This is a genomic window from Aminobacter anthyllidis (genome assembly GCF_018555685.1).
Taxonomy (GTDB): Bacteria; Pseudomonadota; Alphaproteobacteria; order Rhizobiales; family Rhizobiaceae; genus Aminobacter; species Aminobacter anthyllidis.
On sequence record NZ_JAFLWW010000001.1, the window covers coordinates 107,495 to 127,790 of the forward strand.

Annotated in this window: 20 protein-coding genes; 16 read left to right on the top strand and 4 right to left on the bottom strand. The window is 63.0% G+C overall.

The genetic code is table 11. The features are described 5' to 3' along the window. Positions 1-117 precede the first annotated feature (117 nt). Entirely contained in the window at positions 118-1,053 is a 936-nt protein-coding gene (locus tag J1C56_RS00535; protein ID WP_115732409.1) for a LysR family transcriptional regulator, read from the bottom strand. A 229-nt stretch (positions 1,054-1,282) separates the two neighbouring features. Here J1C56_RS00535 and J1C56_RS00540 point away from each other — a divergent pair, with 229 nt between their 5' ends. The 3 genes from J1C56_RS00540 to J1C56_RS00550 are packed head-to-tail and all read left to right on the top strand — an operon-like array spanning position 1,283 to position 4,162. After that, on the top strand, positions 1,283-2,440 hold the full coding sequence (locus tag J1C56_RS00540; RefSeq protein ID WP_214385081.1) for an FAD-dependent oxidoreductase: 1,158 nt from the start codon (positions 1,283-1,285) through the stop codon (positions 2,438-2,440). Between the two features lie 46 nt (positions 2,441-2,486). Beyond that, complete coding sequence (locus J1C56_RS00545) at positions 2,487-3,275, top strand: alpha/beta fold hydrolase (protein WP_214385082.1); 789 nt, start codon at positions 2,487-2,489, stop codon at positions 3,273-3,275. A 17-nt stretch (positions 3,276-3,292) separates the two neighbouring features. Further along, positions 3,293-4,162 carry an alpha/beta hydrolase gene (locus J1C56_RS00550; protein ID WP_214385083.1) on the top strand — a complete coding sequence of 290 codons (870 nt, stop codon included), beginning with the start codon at positions 3,293-3,295 and terminating at the stop codon, positions 4,160-4,162. 3 nt (positions 4,163-4,165) lie between these two features. On the opposite strand, the gene J1C56_RS00555 is transcribed toward J1C56_RS00550, so the two are convergent. Next, the gene (locus J1C56_RS00555) at positions 4,166-5,077 is read right to left on the bottom strand and encodes a LysR family transcriptional regulator (protein ID WP_214385084.1); all 912 of its coding nucleotides are present in this window, start codon (positions 5,075-5,077) and stop codon (positions 4,166-4,168) included. A 193-nt stretch (positions 5,078-5,270) separates the two neighbouring features. Here J1C56_RS00555 and J1C56_RS00560 point away from each other — a divergent pair, with 193 nt between their 5' ends. The 10 genes from J1C56_RS00560 to J1C56_RS00605 all read left to right on the top strand — a co-directional run bounded on the left by J1C56_RS00560 (position 5,271) and on the right by J1C56_RS00605 (position 14,717). Beyond that, a complete protein-coding gene (locus J1C56_RS00560; protein ID WP_214385085.1) occupies positions 5,271-6,704 on the top strand; it encodes an NAD-dependent succinate-semialdehyde dehydrogenase in 1,434 nt (477 codons plus the stop codon). A 45-nt stretch (positions 6,705-6,749) separates the two neighbouring features. Further along, complete coding sequence (locus J1C56_RS00565; RefSeq protein ID WP_214385086.1) at positions 6,750-7,709, top strand: dihydrodipicolinate synthase family protein; 960 nt, start codon at positions 6,750-6,752, stop codon at positions 7,707-7,709. Between the two features lie 45 nt (positions 7,710-7,754). Continuing rightward, the gene (locus J1C56_RS00570; protein ID WP_214385087.1) at positions 7,755-8,300 is read left to right on the top strand and encodes a 3-hydroxyanthranilate 3,4-dioxygenase; all 546 of its coding nucleotides are present in this window, start codon (positions 7,755-7,757) and stop codon (positions 8,298-8,300) included. Between the two features lie 4 nt (positions 8,301-8,304). After that, positions 8,305-9,267: an MBL fold metallo-hydrolase gene (locus tag J1C56_RS00575; protein WP_214385088.1), complete on the top strand. Its 963-nt coding sequence runs from the start codon at positions 8,305-8,307 to the stop codon at positions 9,265-9,267. Positions 9,268-9,294: 27 nt separating this feature from the next. Beyond that, positions 9,295-10,458 (top strand): ABC transporter substrate-binding protein, encoded by a 1,164-nt coding sequence (locus tag J1C56_RS00580; RefSeq protein ID WP_214385089.1) that lies wholly within the window; start codon positions 9,295-9,297, stop codon positions 10,456-10,458. Between the two features lie 77 nt (positions 10,459-10,535). After that, positions 10,536-11,450, top strand: a complete 915-nt coding sequence (locus J1C56_RS00585) for a branched-chain amino acid ABC transporter permease (protein WP_214385090.1) — start codon at positions 10,536-10,538, stop codon at positions 11,448-11,450. Positions 11,451-11,469: 19 nt separating this feature from the next. Next, positions 11,470-12,453: a branched-chain amino acid ABC transporter permease gene (locus J1C56_RS00590; RefSeq protein ID WP_214385091.1), complete on the top strand. Its 984-nt coding sequence runs from the start codon at positions 11,470-11,472 to the stop codon at positions 12,451-12,453. Next, positions 12,450-13,208: an ABC transporter ATP-binding protein gene (locus J1C56_RS00595; RefSeq protein ID WP_214385092.1), complete on the top strand. Its 759-nt coding sequence runs from the start codon at positions 12,450-12,452 to the stop codon at positions 13,206-13,208. Before J1C56_RS00590 ends, J1C56_RS00595 begins: the two co-directional genes overlap by 4 nt. Beyond that, the gene (locus J1C56_RS00600; protein ID WP_214385093.1) at positions 13,202-13,903 is read left to right on the top strand and encodes an ABC transporter ATP-binding protein; all 702 of its coding nucleotides are present in this window, start codon (positions 13,202-13,204) and stop codon (positions 13,901-13,903) included. The genes J1C56_RS00595 and J1C56_RS00600 overlap by 7 nt, the downstream gene beginning before the upstream one ends. Then, positions 13,890-14,717 carry an aspartate dehydrogenase gene (locus J1C56_RS00605; RefSeq protein ID WP_214385094.1) on the top strand — a complete coding sequence of 276 codons (828 nt, stop codon included), beginning with the start codon at positions 13,890-13,892 and terminating at the stop codon, positions 14,715-14,717. Before J1C56_RS00600 ends, J1C56_RS00605 begins: the two co-directional genes overlap by 14 nt. A gap of 127 nt (positions 14,718-14,844) precedes the next feature. Here the strand turns inward: J1C56_RS00605 and J1C56_RS00610 are convergent, their stop codons facing one another. Then, a complete protein-coding gene (locus tag J1C56_RS00610; protein WP_214385095.1) occupies positions 14,845-15,684 on the bottom strand; it encodes a helix-turn-helix domain-containing protein in 840 nt (279 codons plus the stop codon). A gap of 243 nt (positions 15,685-15,927) precedes the next feature. Between J1C56_RS00610 and add the strand changes: the two genes are divergently transcribed. Beyond that, entirely contained in the window at positions 15,928-16,962 is a 1,035-nt protein-coding gene (add, locus tag J1C56_RS00615) for an adenosine deaminase (RefSeq protein WP_214385096.1), read from the top strand. Between the two features lie 103 nt (positions 16,963-17,065). Here add and J1C56_RS00620 read toward each other — a convergent pair whose 3' ends face one another. Continuing rightward, positions 17,066-17,899, bottom strand: a complete 834-nt coding sequence (locus tag J1C56_RS00620) for a helix-turn-helix domain-containing protein (protein ID WP_214385097.1) — start codon at positions 17,897-17,899, stop codon at positions 17,066-17,068. 218 nt (positions 17,900-18,117) lie between these two features. Here J1C56_RS00620 and J1C56_RS00625 point away from each other — a divergent pair, with 218 nt between their 5' ends. Further along, positions 18,118-19,173, top strand: coding sequence for an aromatic ring-hydroxylating oxygenase subunit alpha (locus J1C56_RS00625; protein ID WP_214385098.1), 1,056 nt, complete (start codon positions 18,118-18,120; stop codon positions 19,171-19,173). 78 nt (positions 19,174-19,251) lie between these two features. After that, a complete protein-coding gene (locus J1C56_RS00630; RefSeq protein ID WP_246591040.1) occupies positions 19,252-20,265 on the top strand; it encodes a PDR/VanB family oxidoreductase in 1,014 nt (337 codons plus the stop codon). Positions 20,266-20,296 lie beyond the last annotated feature (31 nt).

The following is a 20,296-nucleotide window of genomic DNA, read 5'->3' on the forward strand; positions in this document are numbered from 1 at the left end:
AGCTGCTCCTCCGCAGTGTTGTCCAATCGGCCAAGCTTGGCCCAACCAGCATTCCGGTAAATGGAAAACTCGTCATCCAGGTGTGACGGGTGGGAATACCAATCGTATAGCGATTACTTATACGTCATGGCGCGCGAGGTCGGCGGCTGTGCGGCGCAGCGTCTCCACCAGCACCTCGGCTGCCGGCGACAGGCGGGCATTCGTCCGGGTGGTGATGCCCATTGGCATGGCGGTAGCGCGCAACGTCACCGGCAATATCACGATGGCGCCGGCGGCGGCCTCGCGGCGCGCGACCTGGGCGGGGAACACGCCGAGATAGTCGGCGTCGATCAACAGCGCCCTGTTGGTCAGCAGCGAAACGGAATCCACCGCATGCGACGGCGGTTCGAGGCCTTCCTCGCGAAAGGCGATGTCGATCTGTCGGCGCAGGCTGGTTTCCTGCGGCGGCAGGATCCATTCCCAGCCGATCAGGTCGGCGAGGTTGAGCTCGCTGCGCTCGGCCAGCGGATGGCCGCGGCGCGCGACGACGCAGGCGATGTCGTCCATTAGCACCTCCTGCACGACATTCAGCCGGTCGCGCTGCTCGGACAGGCGCCCCACCACCATGTCGAGCTCACCGGCACGTAATGCCGGGATCAGCACGTCGTTGGTGCCCTCGACGATCTTGACCACGAGCTTGGGCCGCTCCTTGCGCAGGCGGGCGATGGCGGTCGGCAGCAATTCGGCCGAGGCCGAAAGCAGCGTGCCGATAGCGACACGGCCGCCGGTGCCGTCGCGCAGGTCGGCGAGATGTTCCTCGGCATGGGCGAGCTGGGTGATGACGAGACGGGCGTGCTCGGCCAGCGTGTCGCCGAACATCGTCGGCACCACGCCGCGATTGGTGCGGTCGAACAGCCTCGCCTTGGTCAGCGCCTCGATTTCCTGCAGCGCCTTGGTCACCGCCGACTGGGTCATGTTCAGGCGCTTGGCGGCGCGCACCAGATTGCCCTCTTCGACGATCGCCACGACCATGCGCAAATGGCGGATGGTGAGACGGCTGGTGACGAGTTTCATCGGAGCCTTGCCTTCAAGTCGTTGCGTCAGAGTTGATATTCCAAATCCTCATAGGAATTTCCAGAGAATTCACTTGTCTGAATGTCCAATCGCTGGAAACTTGCCATGAGGAGGCGTTGGCGGCGCGAGGCGTTGCCAGTGCGCGGAGGTATTTCGGCTTGAGGTCGCCCGTTGCGGCCCGGGCCCCAGACGTCGGCAGGATTTGCCGCACGGGGAGGACAATCCAGACATGACCGAGAAAACCGGAGCCGGGCGCCACGCGGAGATCGCAGGCGCTGGAATTGGCGGCCTGACCACGGCCGCAGCATTGGCCCAGCGCGGCTGGTCGGTGACCGTGCATGAGCGGGCACCGAACCTGCGTACCTTCGGCGCCGGCATCTACATCTGGAGCAACGGCCTGCGCGTGCTGAAGGCGATCGGCGCCTATGAGCAGGCCATTGTCGGCGCCCATATCGGGCCGCAGTTCCATACCCGCGACCACGACAACACCACGATGGAGGAAATCCCCATCAACGGTCAGGGCGACGCCAGGCTGATCACCATCCTGCGCGAGCAACTGATCAATTCGCTGGTCGACACCTGCCGCCGCAGCGGCGTCGAGATCATGACCAATTCGGAAGCGGTGGGCGCGACATCAGAGGGCGAGCTGCTGCTCGCCGACGGCACGCGACGCAAGGCCGACCTCGTTGTCGGCGCCGACGGCATCAATTCCAAGGTGCGCGACTCGCTCGACCTGATGATGTACCGCAAGCATCTCGGCTATGGCGCGATCCGCATGCTGATTTCGCGCGACGACGCCGACGTGCCGACAGCAGATCGCGACCGCTACATCGAATATTTCACCGGCACCCGCCGTATCCTCTACACTCCGGCCAGCGCGACCGACCTCTATGTCGCGCTGTGCTGTGCCGCCGACGACACCGACGCGCTGAAGGTTCCGGCCGACCGGGCGCTGTGGACCGAGTCTTTCCCGCATCTCGCCCATCTTGTCTCGCGTTTCGGCGACGCCGGGCGCTGGGATGCCTTCGAGGTGGTCAAGCTCAAGAAGTGGAGCAAGGGCCGCACGGCGATTCTCGGCGATGCAGCCCATGCCATGCCGCCTTATCTCGGGCAGGGCGGCGGCTGCGCGCTGATGAACGGCCTTGGGCTCGCCGCTGCCGTGGCCGATGCGGTCGACATCGAGCAGGCGCTGGTCGCCTGGGAAGAGCGCGAACGGCCGATCACCGAGCACACCCAGGACACGGCCGAACGTCTCGGCGACATGAATCTCTGGCCCGACGACGTCCGCTCGCAGGTGATGAAGATCACCGGCAAGAGCCGCGAGATCGGCGCCGAGCGCATGAAGACTGCGCGTCATGCGCCGACCGCCACCGAGCCGCTCGCGTGACCAGTGAACATCGGGCGCGAAGCGCCCCAGATTTCGGAGACTTCAGATGAAATCCATCCAGATCGGCGCCAACACGCTTTCTTATGACGAGACCGGCGAGGGCGAGGTGCTGCTGCTTCTGTCGGGCTGGTGCCAGGACCACCGCCTGTTCAAGACGCTGGCGCCCGAGCTCGCCAAGACCCATCGCGTCATCCGTCTGGACTGGCGCGGCCATGGCGAGTATCGCGAGCATGACGGCGACTTCGCCACCGACGACCAGGCGTCCGATGTCGTCGCTTTCCTCGACAAGATGAACATCGACAAGGTTGTGCCGGTCTCGACCTCGCATGGCGGCTGGGCCAACATCGAGGTGACCGACCGGCTGGGCACGGCGCGCATCCCGCGCTCGGTTGTGATCGACTGGATCCAGACGACGCCGAACGAAGATTTCTTCCGCATGATCGACCACATCCAGGATCGCACCAACTGGGAGAACGGCCGCGGCGACTTCTTCAATTACTGGATCGGCGACACCGAAAACCAGGACATCGTCAATCACGTCAACAGCGAGATGGCTCAGTACAGCTTCGAGATGTGGGCGCGTTCGGGCCGCGAGATCGGCAAGGCCTACCGCAAGTGGGGCAACCCGATGCAGCGCATGGCGGCGCTGACCGAAAAGCGTCCGATCACCCACATCTATTCGCAGCCCTTCGAGCCCGAATACGCCCAGGCTCAGCTCGATTTTGCCGCCGGAAACGCCTGGTATAAGCCCAACAAGCTGCCTGGCAGGACGCACTTCCCGACGCTCGAGCAGCCCAAGGTGGTGGCCGACACCATCCGCGCCTTCGTCGCCTGAACCGGAGTCTGATGCGCATGAGCGTGCTTGCCGAAGAAGCCAACTGGCCGCGCGAAGTCCTCGACCGCGACTATGGCGCGCGGGCTTCCGTGACGCCTGAGGTCTTCGAGGCTGCAATGCGTGATTATCGAAGCCGCTCCGAGGAGATGCGGAGCCACGCCACGCATGTCGATGTCGTTTATGACGAGCCGAGCGGCCAGACGATCGATATCTATGGCACGGGTGCTACGCCGCGGCCGGTCTTCGTCTTCATTCATGGCGGCTATTGGCGGATGCTGTCCAAGCAAGATTCCGCCTTCATGGCGGCGATGCTGGCCAAGCAGGGCATTGCAACCGCTGTCGTCGACTACAGACTGGCTCCCGAGGTCAGCCTTGACGAGATCGTACGCGAAGTGCGCGCCGCCATCGGCTTCCTGTGGAGGACTGGCAAGGACTACGGCATCGACCCCGATCGCATCCATGTCGGCGGCAGTTCCGCAGGTGGTCACCTCACCGGGGCCGTCCTGAGCAGTGGCTGGCATGAGGGCGAGGGCGTGCCGGAAGACGTCATCAAGGGCGCGCTGCCGATCAGCGGCCTGTTCCACCTCGCGCCGATTGCAAACTCGTTCGTGCAGGACTGGATCAAGCTGGATGCGGCAGCCGCGGAGCGGCTGAGCCCGGCCGCAAACATTGCCAGGGTTGGTTGCCCGATAGTCGTAGCCTATGCCGATGGCGAACCCGACGGGTTCAGGCGGCAATCGACGGAGTATGACCGGCTCTGGCGCGAGGCCGGCTTTGCCTCGGAGTTGATGCAAATTCCCGGCCGCAACCATTTCGACGTTCTGCTCGACCTAGCCACCGAGGACACGGTCCTGTCGAAGGCTCTGGTCCGACTGATCAAGGGCTGAACGTCAAGCCGTTTCGCGCGGCGTCAGCTGCTGCGCGTAGCGGCGCACGACGGCGGCGAAGGCAGAGACTGCCGGCGAGACCGAGCGGCCGGTGGCGTGGATCAGTGACACTTCGCGCGATATTGTCGGCTCGGCCAGTGGCTTGCCGGCGACTTTCCTGAAGCGCGCCGCCGCCAGCGCATAGGTGGGCAGCACGGCGATGCCGAGGCCTGCCTCGACAAGGGCGATCGCCGTCGTCACCTGCGTCACCTCAAAGACCGGCTTGAACGGGATCTGCGCCATCTCGAAGCCGACTTCGACAAGCAGCCGGATGCCGCTGTCTCGGGTCAGCGTGATCAGCGGCTGTTCCGCCAGACCAGCCCATTTGACTGTGTCCGCACCGTAAAACGAGCTCCGGTGGTCGCAGAACAGCATCAGGCTGTCACGCACCAGAGATAGCCGCTCGATGCCGTCCTCGGCCGGCGAGAAGGTGCCGAGGCCGCAATCGGCCTGGCCGCTGCGCACGCTTTCAACGATCTGCTCGGTGCCGACGTCGGCGAGCTGCACCGATATCCCCGGATAGCTCCTCTGGAACTCGGCGATGGCCTGCGGCAGCACGACCGAGGCGAGCAGCGGCGGGGCGGCGATGCGCAGGCGTCCGCGTCGGCGTTCGGCCAGCATGTGCACGCCTTCGACGGCATGCTCCAGCTCTTCGATCACCTTGGTTGCGGAGTTCTGAAACTCGCGTCCAGCATCGGTCAGTTCGACCCGGCGCGTGGTGCGGTCGAACAGGCGCACCGACAATTCCGCTTCGAGATCACGGATTGCCTGCGACAGCGCCGGCTGCGCGGTTCCAAGCCGCTTCGAGGCGCGCGAAAAGCTGCCGAGCTCGGCGACCGCCAGGAACTGCTGGATCTGCTTGATCGTGATCTTCACGGCGGTCTCCGTGGCGCAGGCCCCGAACGGCACAGCTTTTCGTTGGATGCTGACTTATACAGAAAACAGTCTTAATTTATCAGATAAATCCATCTTGTCGATATATTGGTTTCCGTCGATGTTGTGCCCACGACGACACGGGCTGCTGCCCGCACTGTCGAATTTGATGCCAATTGCGAAGCCGAGGCGACCGATGTCCAACTACCCCGATCTCCAGCTTTATATCGGCGGCGCCTGGCGGCGGACGGCGGAAACGCTGCCTGTCATCAACCCGGCCGACGAGAGCGTGATCGGCGCGGTTCCGGTGGCATCCACCCACGACCTCGATGCGGCTCTCGAAGCTGCCGAACGCGGCTTTGCCGTCTGGCGCAAGACCTCGCCCGCCCGCCGCGCCGAGGTGCTGCGCAAGGCAGCGGCGCTTCTGCGCGAGCGCATCGACGAGATCGCCAGGGACATCACCCGCGAACACGGCAAGCCGTTCCAGCAGGCGCGCCTCGAAGTGATCCGCGGTGCCGAGTTCTTCGAATGGGATGCCGGCGAAGCGCAGCGGACCTATGGCCGCGTCATCCCGAGCGAGCCTGGCATCCGCTACATCGTCCATCACCAGCCGATCGGCACGGTGGCGGCGTTTTCGCCGTGGAACTTCCCGATGAGCCAGCCGGCACGCAAGATCGCCGGTGCGCTGGCCGCCGGATGTTCGATCATCATCAAGGCCGCCGAAGAGACGCCGGCAGGCTGCCTCCACATCGCCCGTGCGTTCCATGATGCCGGTCTTCCGGCTGGCGTGCTCAACCTCGTTTTCGGCATCCCTTCGCAGATTTCGGAGTATCTCATCCCGCAGGAGCAGGTGCGCCTGATCGCCTTCACCGGTTCGACGGCGGTCGGCAGGACGCTCACCGGCCTCGCTTCCCACTATGTGAAGCCGACGCTTATGGAACTTGGCGGCCACGCTCCGGTCATCGTCTGCGACGACGCCGATCCGGTTAAGGCCGGCATCGCCTCGGCCATCCGCAAGGTGCGCAATTCCGGCCAGGTCTGCACCTCGCCGACCCGCTTCTTCGTCCACGAGAAGGTCTACAAGTCGTTCACTGAGGCCTTCATCGAGCGTGCCCGCGCCGTGAAGGTCGGCAACGGCCTGGAAGAAGGTATCGAGATGGGGCCGGTGGCCAACCATCGACGCGTCGAGGCAATGGAAATGCTGGTCGCGGATGCCGTCTCGAAGGGCGCCAAGCTCCTGCTCGGCGGCGAACGCCCGCGCAACAGCGGCTACTTCTATCCGCCGACGATCCTCGCCGATCTGCCTGACAATGCCCGCGTCATGCGCGAGGAGCCGTTCGGCCCGCTGGCGGTGATCAATCCCGTTTCCTCGCTTGAAGAGGCGATCGAGAAGGCGAATGGCGTGCCCTTCGGCCTTGCCGCCTACGCCTTCACCAACTCGGCCGCCAATGTCGACCAGATCACCGATGACCTGGAAGCCGGCAACGTCTCGATCAACACGCTTGAGGCATCGGTTGCCGAGACGCCGTTCGGCGGCGTCAAGGAGAGCGGTTTCGGTCGCGAGGGCGGTGTCGAAGGCATCCTGCACTACATGGTGGCCAAGAACGTCTCGCACCGCATGGCGATCTAACCGAAGCTCGCAAACGCCGACTGGCCCCTCGGAAAAGGCAATTCGATGAAATACGACAAGAAGACCGCCAAGGCCCATTCGAGGGCGACGATGAAGGGCATCTGGGCCGCCGGCCTGATGCCGTTCAAAGATGATCTGTCGATCGACGAAGACGGCTTCCGCAGCAACATTGACCACTGGATCGGCGACCTCGGCATCGACGGCTTCTTTATCGCCGGCAAGCAGGGCGAGTTCTTCTCGATGTCGCTGGACGAGCGCAAGCGCAGCTTCGACCTGGCGGTCGACGCCTGCGCCGGCCGCGCCCAGACCATCATGTCCTGCTCGGACCAGAACATGGACGTGGTCATCGACCTCGCCAAGCATGCCCAGAAATGCGGCGCCGACTATATCGTCGTGCACGCGCCGATCCTGCACTTCTTCAAGCAGCAGGACGAGACGCTTCTCAACTACTACCGCACCATCGCCGACAAGGTCGACATCGGCATCGCGCTCTGGAGCCATCCCGACAGCGGCTACCTGATGAGCCCCGAGCTGTGCAACAAGCTCGCCGACATCGAAAATGTCGTCGCCATCAAATACTCGGTGCCGCGCCCGATGTACAAGGAGCTGACGGCGCTCGCGGGCGACCGCATCCTCGTCAGCACGGCCTCGGAAGAGGAGTGGCTGGACAACATCCTCGAGCTCAACTGGCAGCTCTATCTGTGCTCGTCGCCGCCCTATCTGATCCAGACCAAATACGATCGCCGCATGCGCGAATACACCGACCTTACCTTATCAGGCAAAGCCGAGGAAGCCCGCCGCATTCGCGACAGCCTCGATCCGGTGCGCGCCGCGCTCAAGGACACGCGACCGGCCGAGAAGCCGCATTCGCACCAGAAGTACTGGCAGGAGCTGCTGGGGCAGGCGGGTGGACGGGTGCGCCCGCCGCTGCTGGAACTCACCGAGGCGGAGAAGCGCGCCACCCGTGCGGCTTTCGAGGCCTGCGGCCTGAAAACCACCGCCTGACCGATCAATCCGACGCTTGCGCCCCGACCCAGAGGAGGAACGACAATGACCAGACGCCTTTCGGCTTTCAACTTCTCGAAGTGGATCGACGAGCACGCCCATCTGCTCAAGCCGCCTGTCGGCAATCAGCAGATCTGGGAAGATGCCGACCTGATGGTGACTGTCGTCGGCGGCCCCAACAAGCGCACCGACTATCACGACGATCCGGTCGAGGAATTCTTCTACCAGCTCAAGGGCGACATGATGCTCAAGGTGGTGGACAACGGCAATTTCTACGATGTGCCGATCCGCGAGGGCGAAATCTTCCTTCTGCCGCCACATGTGCGCCACTCGCCGCAGCGCCCGCAGGAAGGTTCCATCGGCCTCGTGGTCGAGCCCAAGCGCAATGACGGCCTGCTCGATGCCTTTGAGTGGTACTGCTTCGATTGCAACGCGCTGGTCAAGCGTGTCGAAGTCACGCTGAAGAGCATCGTCCGCGACTTGCCGCCGATCTACCAGGCGTTCTACGCCGACGAGAAGGCGCGCACCTGCCCGAACTGCGGTGCGCTCCATCCGGGCAAGACCCCGCCTGAAGGCTGGGTGAAGCTCTAGGCGCATGAAGGCAATCAGGCGACATATCGAGGGAATCGGCATCGAACTGGAGCAGCTTCTGGCTGGTCCCGTCGTGGTGACCTGCATTCCCGACATGGCCAATGTCGCCTGGCCGGCGAGGGCGATCTTCGCGGGGCTTTCCCGCGCGGACCTTGAAGCTGCTTTCAGGCGTTCGCCTGCAGGCACCGTCGATCCCGAGGGCGAGACGGTCGCGCTCAGCTTCAACTGCTACGTCATTGAGACACCCGACTATGTTGCGCTGATCGACGGCGGCATTGGCGACGGCAAGGAGCGGCCGCATCGGCCGGCCTGGCATCGCCGCGAGACGAAGTTCCTCGACACGCTCGCCGCGATCGGCATTTCGCCCGAGCGCGTCGACATCGTCATCAACACGCATCTGCACGCCGATCATGTCGGCTGGAACACAAGGCGGGAAGGCGAGACCTGGCGGCCGACCTTTCCCAATGCGCGCTACGTCGTCGCCGAAACCGAGCTTGCCCACTGGACCAACGTCCACGAGGCTTCGGTCGACGGCAACACGCTGCATGGTGCCTTCGCGGACAGCGTGTTGCCCATTATCCGGTCCGTCGGCTTCGATGCGGTGGCATCGGATGCCGAGATCGCGCCGGGGCTGCGGCTGAAGCCGGCGCCGGGGCACTCGCCCGGCATGGTGGTCGTTGCGCTCGACACCGGCGAGGGCGAGGTGCTGTTCCTGGCCGACGCGGTTCATCATCCGCTGCAGCTCGGCGACGACGCCATCGTCTGCAACTTCTGCGAAGACCCGATCCTCGCGCGTTCGACGCGGATCGGCCTGCTCGGTGCGGCAGCAGCCAGGGGCACCGTGCTCGCGCCCTACCATTTTCCCGCCCCTGTCTTCGGCCGGCTGACGGCAGAGGCGGCCTCGTTCCGGTTCGTGCCTCTCCAGATCGATGCACCCGGCCAGCCGGCACCTAACAATGCGCGCTGAAATGCGCCGACCAGAGGAGAACTGACGATGAATTTGAGGAAAGCGTTTCTTGCCGCATCGGTCGCAGCACTTGCGACGTTTCCGGCGTTTGCCGCCGATCCGGTCAAGATCGGCATGATCACCACGCTGTCGGGCCCGGCCGGCTATCTCGGCCAGGACATCCGCGACGGCTTCATGCTGGCGATGGAAGACGGCAAGCTTGGCGGCGTGCCCGTCGAGCTTGTGGTCGAGGATGACGGCCTGAAGCCGGGGCAGGGCAAGCAGATTGCCGAGCGGTTCCTTGGCGAGGAAGGCATCAAGCTGTTTACCGGCATCGTCTTCTCCAATGTCGCCGGCGCAACCGTTCCCGATATCGTCGACAACGACGCCTTCTATGTCAGCCCCAATGCCGCGCCCTCGAACATGGCCGGCAAGGAGTGCAACCAGAACTATTTCGTCGTTTCCTGGCAGAACGACTCCCTGCATGAAAGTGCCGGCCAGAACGCCACCAATCTCGGCTACAAGAAGGCCTTCGTGCTGGCCCCGAACTACCAGGCTGGCAAGGACGCCATCGCCGGCTTCAAGCGCTACTTCAAGGGCGAGATCGCGGGCGAAATCTACACCCGGCTTGACCAGACCGATTTCGCGGCGGAACTCGCCCAGGTCCGCGCCGCCAAGCCTGACGTTGTGTTCCAGTTCCATCCGGGCGGCCTCGGCATCACCTTCCTGCGCCAGTACGAGCAGGCCGGCCTGATGAAGGAAATCCCGATGGTGGTGGCCGAGCCGTCGATGGATGGCGTGACGCTCGCTGCCGTCGGCGACGCGGCCATCGGCCTCAACGTGACGAGCCATTGGAACTCCGACTTCGACAACGCCGCCAACAAGAAGTTCATGGAAGACTGGAACAAGGCCTACAACCGTCCCGTGACCTATTACGCCAGCCAGGGCTATGACGCAGCCCTTGCCTATGCCTCGGCGCTGAAGGCCACCAGCGGCAGCCTCGATGATGCCGATGCTTTCCGCGCAGCACTGCGCAAGGCTAATTTCGAATCCGTGCGCGGCAAGTTCGCCTTCGGCACCAACCAGCATCCGGTCCAGGATTGGTATGCGCTCAAGGTTGAGAAGGGCGAGGACGGCAAGCCCTTCCTGAAGACCGTTGGCGACATCCTCAAGGACCATGGCGACGCCTACGCGGCCGATTGCAAGATGTAGTTCGACCAGTTCGCTGTGGCGGGCGGCAACATTGCCGCTCGCTCCCCCTTTAGGTCTTCCAATCGAAGCGACAGGCGATGACGCTCTTCCTCGAACAGATGCTCAATGGCGTGCAATTCGGCGTCATGCTTTTTCTGCTGGCAGCCGGCTTGACGCTGATCTTCGGCATCATGGGCGTCATCAACCTGGCGCATGGCTCGATCTACATGATCGGCGCCTATGCCGGCACGTGGGTCGCCGCGGAGACCGGCTCGTTCTGGCTCGGCATTCCCGCGGCGCTTGCGGCGGCCGCGATATCGGGCGTGGCGATCGAATTTCTCGTCGTGCGCAGGCTCTACCAGCGCGATCATCTTGACCAGGTGCTCGCCACCTTCGGCCTGATCCTGATTTTCAACCAGACGATTACCATCCTGTTCGGACGCCAGCCGCTGTTCGTGTCGATGCCGGCCCTGCTTGACGGTTCGGTCGAATTGCTGCCGGGCCTGTTCTATCCGATCTACCGCCTCGCCATCATCGCCGTTGGCCTGCTGGTTGCCGTGGGGCTCTATTTGCTCATCAACAAGACCCGTATCGGCATGCTGGTTCGCGCCGGCTCGACCAACCGCGAAATGGTGCGCGCGCTCGGCGTCGACATCCGGCTGCTCTACACGCTGGTCTTCGGCCTCGGCGCGCTGCTCGCCGGTCTCGCCGGCTTCATGGCCGGCCCGATCCTCGCCGTGCAGGTCGGCATGGGCGAGCAGATACTGATCACCACCTTCGTCGTCGTGGTCATAGGCGGCGTCGGCTCGATCCGCGGCGCGTTCTTCGCCAGCCTCATCCTCGGCATCGTCGATACCGGCCTGCGCGCCTACCTGCCAGGCCTGCTGCGCCAGGTCATGGTTGGCCCCGAGGCCGACGCGCTCGGCGCGGGCATCTCCTCGATGGGCATCTACCTTTTGATGGCGATCGTGCTTCTGATCCGGCCGAAAGGCCTCTTCATCCGAAATTCCTGAGATGGGCCCCGCTTCGCCAATGGAAACGTCACTCAAGCGACCCGCACTGCTCATCAGTGTGGTGATCGCACTCATCGCATTGCCGCTGATAGCCGACGCCACCGGCTACACCGCGCTGATGTCGCTCGCGACGCGCGTGCTGATCTACGGCATCGCTGCGGCCAGCCTCAACTTCGTGCTCGGCTATGGCGGCATGGTCAGCTTCGGCCACGCAGCCTTCTTCGGCATCGGTGGTTACGTCGTCGGCATACTCTACCAGCACTATTCGCTGGGCGAGCCGCTGCTCGGCTTCATTCCCGGCACCAACCAGCTATTGATCACTGTGCCTGCGGCGATCGTGGTCAGCGGACTCATGGCTGCCGTCATCGGCGCGCTGTCGCTGCGCACCGGCGGCGTGCAGTTCATCATGATCACGCTCGCCTTCGCCCAGATGTTGTTCTTCCTGTTCGTGTCGCTGAAGACTTATGGCGGCGACGATGGCCTCATCATCCGCCGCGCCAACGAGCTGCCGGGTCTCAACATGCGCGACAAGCAGACGGTCTATTATGTCTGCCTGGCGATCACGGCGCTGTTTTTCGTCATCCTGTGGCGTATCGTCAATTCGCGCTTCGGCAACGTCATCGTCGGCCTGCGCCAGAGCGAAAAGCGAATGGCGGCCATCGGCCTGCCGGCCTACCGCTACAAGCTGATGGCCTTCGTCATCTCGGGCATGGGCTGCGGCCTTGCCGGCGCGCTGATGGCCAACTTCCTGCGTTTTGCCAGCCCCGACATGCTGCACTGGACCAAGTCGGGCGAACTGATGGTAATGGTCATTCTCGGCGGCGTCGGCACGCTGTTTGGGCCGCTCATCGGTGCTGCCGTGTTCATCGTGCTCGAAACGCTGCTTGCCTCGTGGACCGAGAACTGGCAGCTCGGCCTCGGCCTCATCCTGCTGTTCGTCGTGCTTTACACCCAGGGCGGCGTGCAGGCGCTGGGCGCACGTCTTTTTGGGAGGCGCGCATGAGCCAGCCGATCCTCAATGTCCGCGGTCTGGTCAAGCGCTTCGGCGGCCTGCTTGCCACAGACCATGTCGACATCACCGTCAATCCAGGCGAGATCCACGCCTTGATAGGCCCCAATGGCGCCGGCAAGACGACGCTGATCTCGCAGCTGATGGGCGAGCTCAAGCCCAACGAAGGCACCATCGAGATCGACGGCCGCACCGTGGACGGTATGCCGACCGCCAGGCGCGTATCGCTTGGCCTGGCGCGCACCTTCCAGATCACCTGCCTGCTGCCCGACTACACAGTGCGAGACAACGTCGCCATCGCCGTACAGATCCGGCAGGGCCACAGCTTCCGCTTCTGGGGCGACGTGCGCCGCGAGAATGCGCTCGCCGAAGAGGCTTCGACCTACCTCGGAACCGTCGGCCTCGATGGCCGCGCCGACGAGTTGGTCGCCAACCTCTCCCATGGCGAGCAGAAACAGCTGGAGCTTGCGGTGGCACTCGCGACCAAACCGCGGCTGCTGCTGCTCGACGAGCCGATGGCAGGCCTCGGCCATGTCGAGAGCCAGCAGATGATCGAGATCCTGAGCGGCCTCAGGAGCCAGGTCTCGATGCTGCTGGTCGAGCACGACATGGAGGCCGTGTTCGCGCTGGCCGACCGCATCTCGGTGCTGGTCTACGGGCGTGTCATCGCCACCGGCACGGTCGACGAGATCAGGGACAATCCGGAAGTGCGCACCGCCTATCTGGGCGAAGGAGACGAGCTATGCTGAGCGTCGCCAAACTGCAATCGGGCTATGGCCGCAGCCAGGTGCTCTTCGACGTCGAGCTGGAGATCGGCGAAGGCGAGGTCATCACGCTGCTCGGCCGCAACGGCATGGGCAAGACCACCACTGTCAAGTCGATCATGGGCCTGGTCAGGCCGATGGCGGGCGAGGTGCGCTTCAGCGGCCGTGATGTGTGCGGCGCCACGCCAGAGACGGTCGCCCGCCTTGGCGTCGGGCTTGTGCCGGAGGGGCGGCAGGCCTTCGCCACGCTGACCGTGCGGGAGAACCTGGTCGCCACCGCCGCCAACCGCCTCAGCCGCAAGGACCCATGGACGCTGGAGCGCGTCTACGCGCTGTTTCCAAGGCTGAAAGAGCGTGCCGGGCAGGCCGCGGGCACGCTGTCCGGCGGCGAGCAGCAGATGCTGGTCGTCGGCCGGGCGTTGATGACCAACCCGAAACTGCTTATCCTCGACGAGGCGACGGAGGGCCTTGCCCCCGTCATCCGGGCCGAAATCTGGGGCTGCATCGAGGCGCTGAAGGTGGAAGGGCAGTCGATCCTGCTGATCGACAAGAACCTCAATGTGCTGAAGCGCCTCGCCGACCGCCACTACATCCTGGAAAAGGGCCACACCGTCTGGTCCGGCACCGGCGCGGACCTGACCAGCAACGCCGAACTGGTGCAGCGTTATGTCGGCCTCTGACAAGCCTTCCAGGCGCCTGCGGCTCTGCTTCATCGGCTGGGGCGCGATTGCCAGCCGCGTCGGTGAGTTGCTTGCCGAGCGGCAGCCGGCGGGCGTGGCGATCGTCGCCGTTGCCGTGCGCGATGCCGGCCAGGTGCGCGCCAACCTTCCCGCTGGCGCGCAGCTGATCTCAAGCCCTGAGGAACTGGCCGGGCTCGACATCGACATGGTGATCGAGGCGGCGGGCCGACCGGCCGTCGCGATATGGGGTGAGGCGGCCTTGCGTCACGCGCGCAGCTTCGCGGTGTCTTCGGCGAGTGCGTTTACCGACGAGTCGATGCTTGGCCTGCTTTTGTCGGTCGCCGAGGAGGCTGGAAGCCGCATCCTTGTCCCATCAGGCGCGCTCGGTGACCTCGGCGCGCTGGCCGCGGCCTCCGTGCTGCCGCTCGACCAGGTCAGGCATTCGATCGTCAAGCCGCCCCGCGCCTGGCGGGGCACGAAGGCAGCCGAGCTTGTCGACCTCGACACGCTCACCGAAAGAACCGAGTTTTTCGCCGGCTCGGCGCGCGAGGCGGCAGCAAGCTTTCCGCAGAACGCCAATGTCGCTGTCATCACTGCGTTGTCCGGCATTGGACTCGACCGCACCCGCGTCGTGCTGGTCGCCGACCCCCATGTCAGCCGCAATGTTCACGAGATCAGCGCGTCCGGCGCATTCGGCAAGCTGGACCTGAGACTGGAAAACGAGGCGCTGAAGACCAATCCGAAATCGTCCGAGATGACGGCCCTCAGCCTCGTGCGCCTTATCGAAAGCAGCGTTGCAACGCTGGTCAGCTGAAGCGCGGCGCATCGCTCGGGACCCACCACGCCGACGGCAGCGGCCAGCGCACGACCGCGTTCGAGGGTCGCGGCCGCTGCTTGGCGACACAGGACGGCCAGATACGTCGACTACCAGGCAGATTGGTTCAAGCTCCGCCGTCAACCAATCTGCTCGTGTGTTCCCAAGCGCTCGACATCCCGTGAGCCTCCTGAGTGCGAAGCTCTGTCGGGGGCATGCCAAAATGCAGCTTGATCTGGCGCGAGAAATGATAGGGATTCTTGTAACCGCACCGTTCCGCTATCTCCAGAACCGGTAGATCGGAGTGAAGGAGCAATTGCCGGCCATGAGCCGCTCGTATCTGCCAGAGATATCGAACGGGTGTTACGCCGATGTGCTTGCGGAACGCTGAAACGAGATGTGAGGGTGTGAGCGCAAGCATATCGGCCAGTTGGCCGACCGTCAGTTCTTTCGCGAAGTTTTCTTCCATGTAGCGGCGGGCGCGGTGAATGGAGCGGGGCGTGTGCCGTTCTCGCTCCGATATCTGCGCCTCATGGAAATATGCGGCGATAAGCGACTGAGCCAATGTCTCGCAAACAATGCGGATATCCGTTTCGGTTCCTTGGGTAAGTCCCAGGCCCAAGCGCTGGATCGTCTCCAGTCGTGCGGAGATCGGAATCTTGCTGATTGCGCCGCGCAAGCTTAGCGCTGCGGATTCGGGCAGGTTCACAGGAAACGCCTCGCACCAGCTCACCTTGTTGCGCTTACCTTTTTCGTATTCGAACAAGGAAAGCTGCTCACCCAGAAACAGGCCGCACTCACCGGCTTCGACGATGGTGATGTTGCCGTCGCACGTCGCCTTGGCTGTGCCTTCATGCACCATGAGCAGCGCGACATAGTTGCCTGTCAGCGGTCCGTAGACTCCGCCTACCGGATATACGGCCTCGCCAAAAGCAAAGCCGTCCTCGTGGTCCACGACGATTTTCATCTGCTTGCCTCGATAGCCGCCGCATCTTGAGCGATTGGCCTGAGCCCCGCAACGTTGGATCGTCGCTATCTTTATTCAAGATATGCATCGCGGCGCCGGCGATATTTCGTTTGATGCCTCGATGCATGACACTCCTGCCATTGCGACGAGCGATGAGACGCAGCCTGCGATATGTGGCCAGAATGGTCCACCTGGCGTCCGCCCAATGCAAGTCGCGAGCTACGTTGGCAGTGGAGAAGACCAGTGAATATCCAAGAGTTCATCAGGAAAGTCCCAAAGACAGAGCTTCACCTTCATCTGGAAGGCGCCATCCACCCGCAAACCGCGCTGGACCTGGCCAGGAAGAACGGCGTGCATCTGCCCCCGGTCGACGATGCCAAGGATCTCTATCGCTTCAAGAGCCTCGAGGATTTCCTCGTCATCTACTCCGCGGTGTCGGCAAGCGTCGTCGACGTCGATGATTTCCGGCGCATCACCTATGAGATGCTGGAGCGCTGCGCGAGAAGCGGCGCGCGTTATGTCGAATTCTTCTTCAGCCCGCATGCGCATCTGGATTGCGGGGTTGCATACGAGACGCAGCTCAAGGGTATCCTGACCGGCATGAAGGACGCCGAGAAGGATTTTCGCGTTGTCAGCCGCATCGTGCCTGGCATCAATCGCGAACGCGGGCCGGCGGCAGGGCAAGAGATGGTCGAACTGATCCTCGCGCATCGAACCGATGAAGTGATCGGCATCGGGCTGGACTTCAACGAGGCGCCATTTCCGCCCGAGCCCTTCGCCGACGTCTTTGCCCATGCGCGCAAGTCCGGGCTGCATGTGACCGCACATGCGGGCGAAACGGGACCGGCCGCCTACATCAGGGGCTCGCTTGACGCTTTGAAGGTCGAACGCATCGATCATGGCTACAATGTCGTCAATGACATGCAGTTGATGCAGCGCTGCAAGGATGAGGGGGTGCTCTTCACCGTATGCCCTTCAACCGCAGCGGTCACTTCGGCGTGGCATGATCTGTCGGCGCCTGATCACGCCATTCGCCAGATGCTCGATTTTGGCCTGACGCTTTCGATCCACAGCGACGATCCGCCAATGTTCTTCACCGACCTCGAGAACGAATACGTAAAGGCGGTCGAACTGCTGAAGTTCACCCCGCGCGACATCCGGGACGCCATCCTGGCGGGCATCGACGGCTCCTGGCTTGATGCAACGACAAAGCGTCGGTGGCTGCAGGAGTGGTCGGAAGAGATCGACGGCCTGATGACGGCGTTGTCGCCCAACTAGGCGCGGCGTTCCAGCGTCGCCAGTACCGGCGCGCTCACAACCTGCTGCGTCAGCTGGGCTTGCCTTGTCGCGGGCCCGGCTGACGACGAAAAGTCCCCGCCGTTCAATATGCGATATCGACCGTATCCTCGGCAACTTCGCTTGGCTTGTGGTAGCCCATGTTCGCGCGCACTTCAGTTGGCGACATGCCGAAAAGCTGCTTGATCTGACGCGAGAAATGGTAGGGGTTCTTGTAGCCGCATTGATATGCGATTTCCGCAATCGTCAGGCCGCTGTGCAAGAGCAGATGACGTGCCCGTTTTGCGCGTACCTGCCAGAGATAGCGGGCCGGTGTGACCCCGATATGTTTGCGAAACGACAGGATGAGATGCTGCGGCGTTCGCGCGACCAACGCCGCCAGGCTGTTGATCGTGACATCCTTTTCGGAATTTTCTTCGATGTAGTTTCTGGCGCGATGGACGGGTCGGGGAATATGCCGATCACGCTCTGAAACGTGGGCTTCGTGAAAATAGGCCGCGTAAAGAGCCTGCCCCAGGGCGTTGCGCAGCATGTTGAGATTGGCTGTGGATCCGGAGCCCAGTTCGACGCCAAGGCGCTGAAGCGCTTCAAGCGGCTCTGATATCGGAATCTTGGCGGGCACCTCGCGCAGAAGCCGCGCAATCGAGTCCGTCAGCAGTCCTGGTGAGCCTTCGCACCAGCTCACCCTGCAGCGATCACCATTGCCATATTCGAACAAAACCTGTCGTTCGTTGCGAAAGACGCCGCACTCGCCGCTATCCACGATCGTCACTTCTTCGTCGCACGTCACCCTTGCCGTTCCTTCGTGGACCAGCAGCAGCGTGACGTAGCGATTGCGAAGCGGGCCATATACCCCACCCGCACTGTACATCGCCTCGCCGAAAGTGAAGCCATGCTCCGGGTCGACAATCGTCTGCAATGGCTGGCTCCACTCGTTAACGGGACGAAGACTCACGGTACGCCGCTATCCAGCTATTTCAAGCGGCGGCTTATGGCGATCTTCATTCAAGGTATCCTTTAGGCCGGCAAGGACATTCCTCGAAAACCTCTGTTCGCCGACTATTCAGCTACGAAAATCAAAGCCGATCCGACGAACCAGATATGGCAAATCGGGCCGGGCTCCAGGGAGCTGAACTTATGTTTTTGCCCGTCGACAACTCGAAAACGAAAAGCGAGCTGCCGCCCGGATGCACATTCGCGGAAAGCGACTGGCATATCCTCTCCTCGTTCTGGCATCCGGTGGAATATGCTCACGAAGTTGGCGAAAAGCCTGTGCGGGCCCGCCTCCTGGATGTCGACCTTGTGCTCTACCGGACACCGCAGGGCGTAGCAGTCGCTCGCGATATCTGTCCTCACCGCGGCACCAGGATCAGCTCCGGCTGGATGGCCGACGGCCAGATCGTCTGCCCGATGCATGGGCTGCATTTCGACCATGGCGGACAGTGCACCAAGATCCCGTCGATGACCGATCCGACGGCGAAGATTCCGCCCAAGCTGAGGCTGCTGACTGTGCTGTCGGAGGAGCGATACGGCATAATCTGGGTATGCCTCAACGGTGAACCGATCTGGCCGATCCCTGAATGGCCCGGACTTTCCAACGCGGCCTGGAAGACGGTCCATCTGCCCAAGGATACCTGGAATGCGGCGGCGAGCCGCCATGTCGAAAACTTCAACGATGTCGCCCATTTCCCATGGGTTCATGCCGAGAGCTTTGGTTCGGCGACAGCGGTTCCGATTCCGCAATACACGGTCGATCACGCGGAATTCGGGCTGCGGTTCTCTTATCCATACCCGAACGGCGCCAACTACTATCCCGATGGCGTCGAGGGCGCCGAGCGCAACGTCGTCTACAGCTATGAGCTGACCTATCCGTTCTCGACGATCATCATCATCGATCCGGAAGGCTCGGACTACGTGCAATATCTGGCGGATACGGTGTGTCCGGTTTCCGCCCGCGAAACCCGCATCTTCCAGCTGCTCACCGACACGACCGGCAATCCGGACGGCGAATACTGGAAGAAGTTCCAGATGCTGATCAACGACGAAGACAAGTCGATGGTCGAGGAGCAGCGACCGGAAGACCTGCCGCTCGATCTGACTGAAGAAATCCACGTTCCGTGCGATCGCCTGTCGCTTGAATACCGGCGTGCGCTTGCCAAGAAGTTCGGGCTCGGCGCGCCGATCGCAAGTTGAGCCCGGCCAATTCAGCGAATTCGGGATCGTTGCCGCAAAGTTCCACGTGTTGCCTGACAGGCCAGGAAGGAGCCGAGCATGAACATCGCGCTGTCTGCCCATGGAAATGCTATGATCCACCAGGTCAACCGTTCCGCGCGTCTGCAAGTCCGGATCGCCGCCAAAACCAGCGAAGCCCAGGATATTGCAGGCTTCGAACTGGTCGATGACGGTGGCGAGGACTTGCCGGAATTCACGGCGGGGTCGCATGTCGATGTCTTCATGCCCAACGGGCTTGTTCGCCAGTATTCGCTTCGCAACGATCCGCGTGAGCGCCACTGCTACCGTCTGGGTGTGCTGCGTGACCGGCAGGGCGCTGGTGGCTCGATCTTCATGCACGATATGCTGAAGTCAGGCGACGTGATCGAGGTCAGCCACCCACGCAACGCCTTTCCGCTCAACGAACAGTCTCCGTCCTCACTGCTGCTGGCCGGTGGCATTGGCATCACGCCGATCCTGTCGATGGCCCACAGGCTGTCGGCCCTGGGACGGGACTTCGCGCTGCACTATTGCGCCCGAAACGCCGACCGGATGGCCTTTCGCGCCGAGCTCGATGCGGCTGCTTTCAACAGGCAGGTTCACTTCCATCTCGACGACGGGCCAGCCGAGCAGAAACTGAACATCGCGGAATTGTTGCAGTCGAGCCCAAAGGGCACGCATCTCTATGTTTGCGGACCACGCGGCTTCATGGACGCCGTCATCGGCGAAGCCGAACGGTCGTGGCCGAAGGAAACCATTCACCGCGAGTATTTCGGCAAGATCGCTGATGTCGGGTCAAGCGATGACAGGCCGTTTGCCGTCCAGATTGCCAGCACCGGCGAGGTTTTTGCCATCGCGGCAGGCGAAAGCGTGGTCTCGGTGCTCGGCGCCAACGGCATCGAGATCCCGGTATCCTGCGAGCAAGGCATCTGCGGAACCTGCGTGACGCGCGTCCTTGCCGGGTTGCCTGACCACCGCGACCTCTATCTGACCGATGCCGAACATGCCGCCAATGACCAGATGACGCCGTGCTGTTCGCGGGCGTTGTCGGAAATCGTCGTGCTGGATTTGTGAACGAGGGAAATATGCACCGGTGGACCTACAC

Coding starts and splice junctions, on each gene's coding strand:
- J1C56_RS00535 (WP_115732409.1), bottom strand. CDS start 1,053: ATGAAACTCGTCACCAGCCGTCTCACCATCCGCCATTTGCGCATGGTC.
- J1C56_RS00540 (WP_214385081.1), top strand. CDS start 1,283: ATGACCGAGAAAACCGGAGCCGGGCGCCACGCGGAGATCGCAGGCGCT.
- J1C56_RS00545 (WP_214385082.1), top strand. CDS start 2,487: ATGAAATCCATCCAGATCGGCGCCAACACGCTTTCTTATGACGAGACC.
- J1C56_RS00550 (WP_214385083.1), top strand. CDS start 3,293: ATGAGCGTGCTTGCCGAAGAAGCCAACTGGCCGCGCGAAGTCCTCGAC.
- J1C56_RS00560 (WP_214385085.1), top strand. CDS start 5,271: ATGTCCAACTACCCCGATCTCCAGCTTTATATCGGCGGCGCCTGGCGG.
- J1C56_RS00565 (WP_214385086.1), top strand. CDS start 6,750: ATGAAATACGACAAGAAGACCGCCAAGGCCCATTCGAGGGCGACGATG.
- J1C56_RS00570 (WP_214385087.1), top strand. CDS start 7,755: ATGACCAGACGCCTTTCGGCTTTCAACTTCTCGAAGTGGATCGACGAG.
- J1C56_RS00575 (WP_214385088.1), top strand. CDS start 8,305: ATGAAGGCAATCAGGCGACATATCGAGGGAATCGGCATCGAACTGGAG.
- J1C56_RS00580 (WP_214385089.1), top strand. CDS start 9,295: ATGAATTTGAGGAAAGCGTTTCTTGCCGCATCGGTCGCAGCACTTGCG.
- J1C56_RS00585 (WP_214385090.1), top strand. CDS start 10,536: ATGACGCTCTTCCTCGAACAGATGCTCAATGGCGTGCAATTCGGCGTC.
- J1C56_RS00590 (WP_214385091.1), top strand. CDS start 11,470: ATGGAAACGTCACTCAAGCGACCCGCACTGCTCATCAGTGTGGTGATC.
- J1C56_RS00595 (WP_214385092.1), top strand. CDS start 12,450: ATGAGCCAGCCGATCCTCAATGTCCGCGGTCTGGTCAAGCGCTTCGGC.
- J1C56_RS00600 (WP_214385093.1), top strand. CDS start 13,202: ATGCTGAGCGTCGCCAAACTGCAATCGGGCTATGGCCGCAGCCAGGTG.
- J1C56_RS00605 (WP_214385094.1), top strand. CDS start 13,890: ATGTCGGCCTCTGACAAGCCTTCCAGGCGCCTGCGGCTCTGCTTCATC.
- J1C56_RS00610 (WP_214385095.1), bottom strand. CDS start 15,684: ATGAAAATCGTCGTGGACCACGAGGACGGCTTTGCTTTTGGCGAGGCC.
- J1C56_RS00625 (WP_214385098.1), top strand. CDS start 18,118: ATGTTTTTGCCCGTCGACAACTCGAAAACGAAAAGCGAGCTGCCGCCC.
- J1C56_RS00630 (WP_246591040.1), top strand. CDS start 19,252: ATGAACATCGCGCTGTCTGCCCATGGAAATGCTATGATCCACCAGGTC.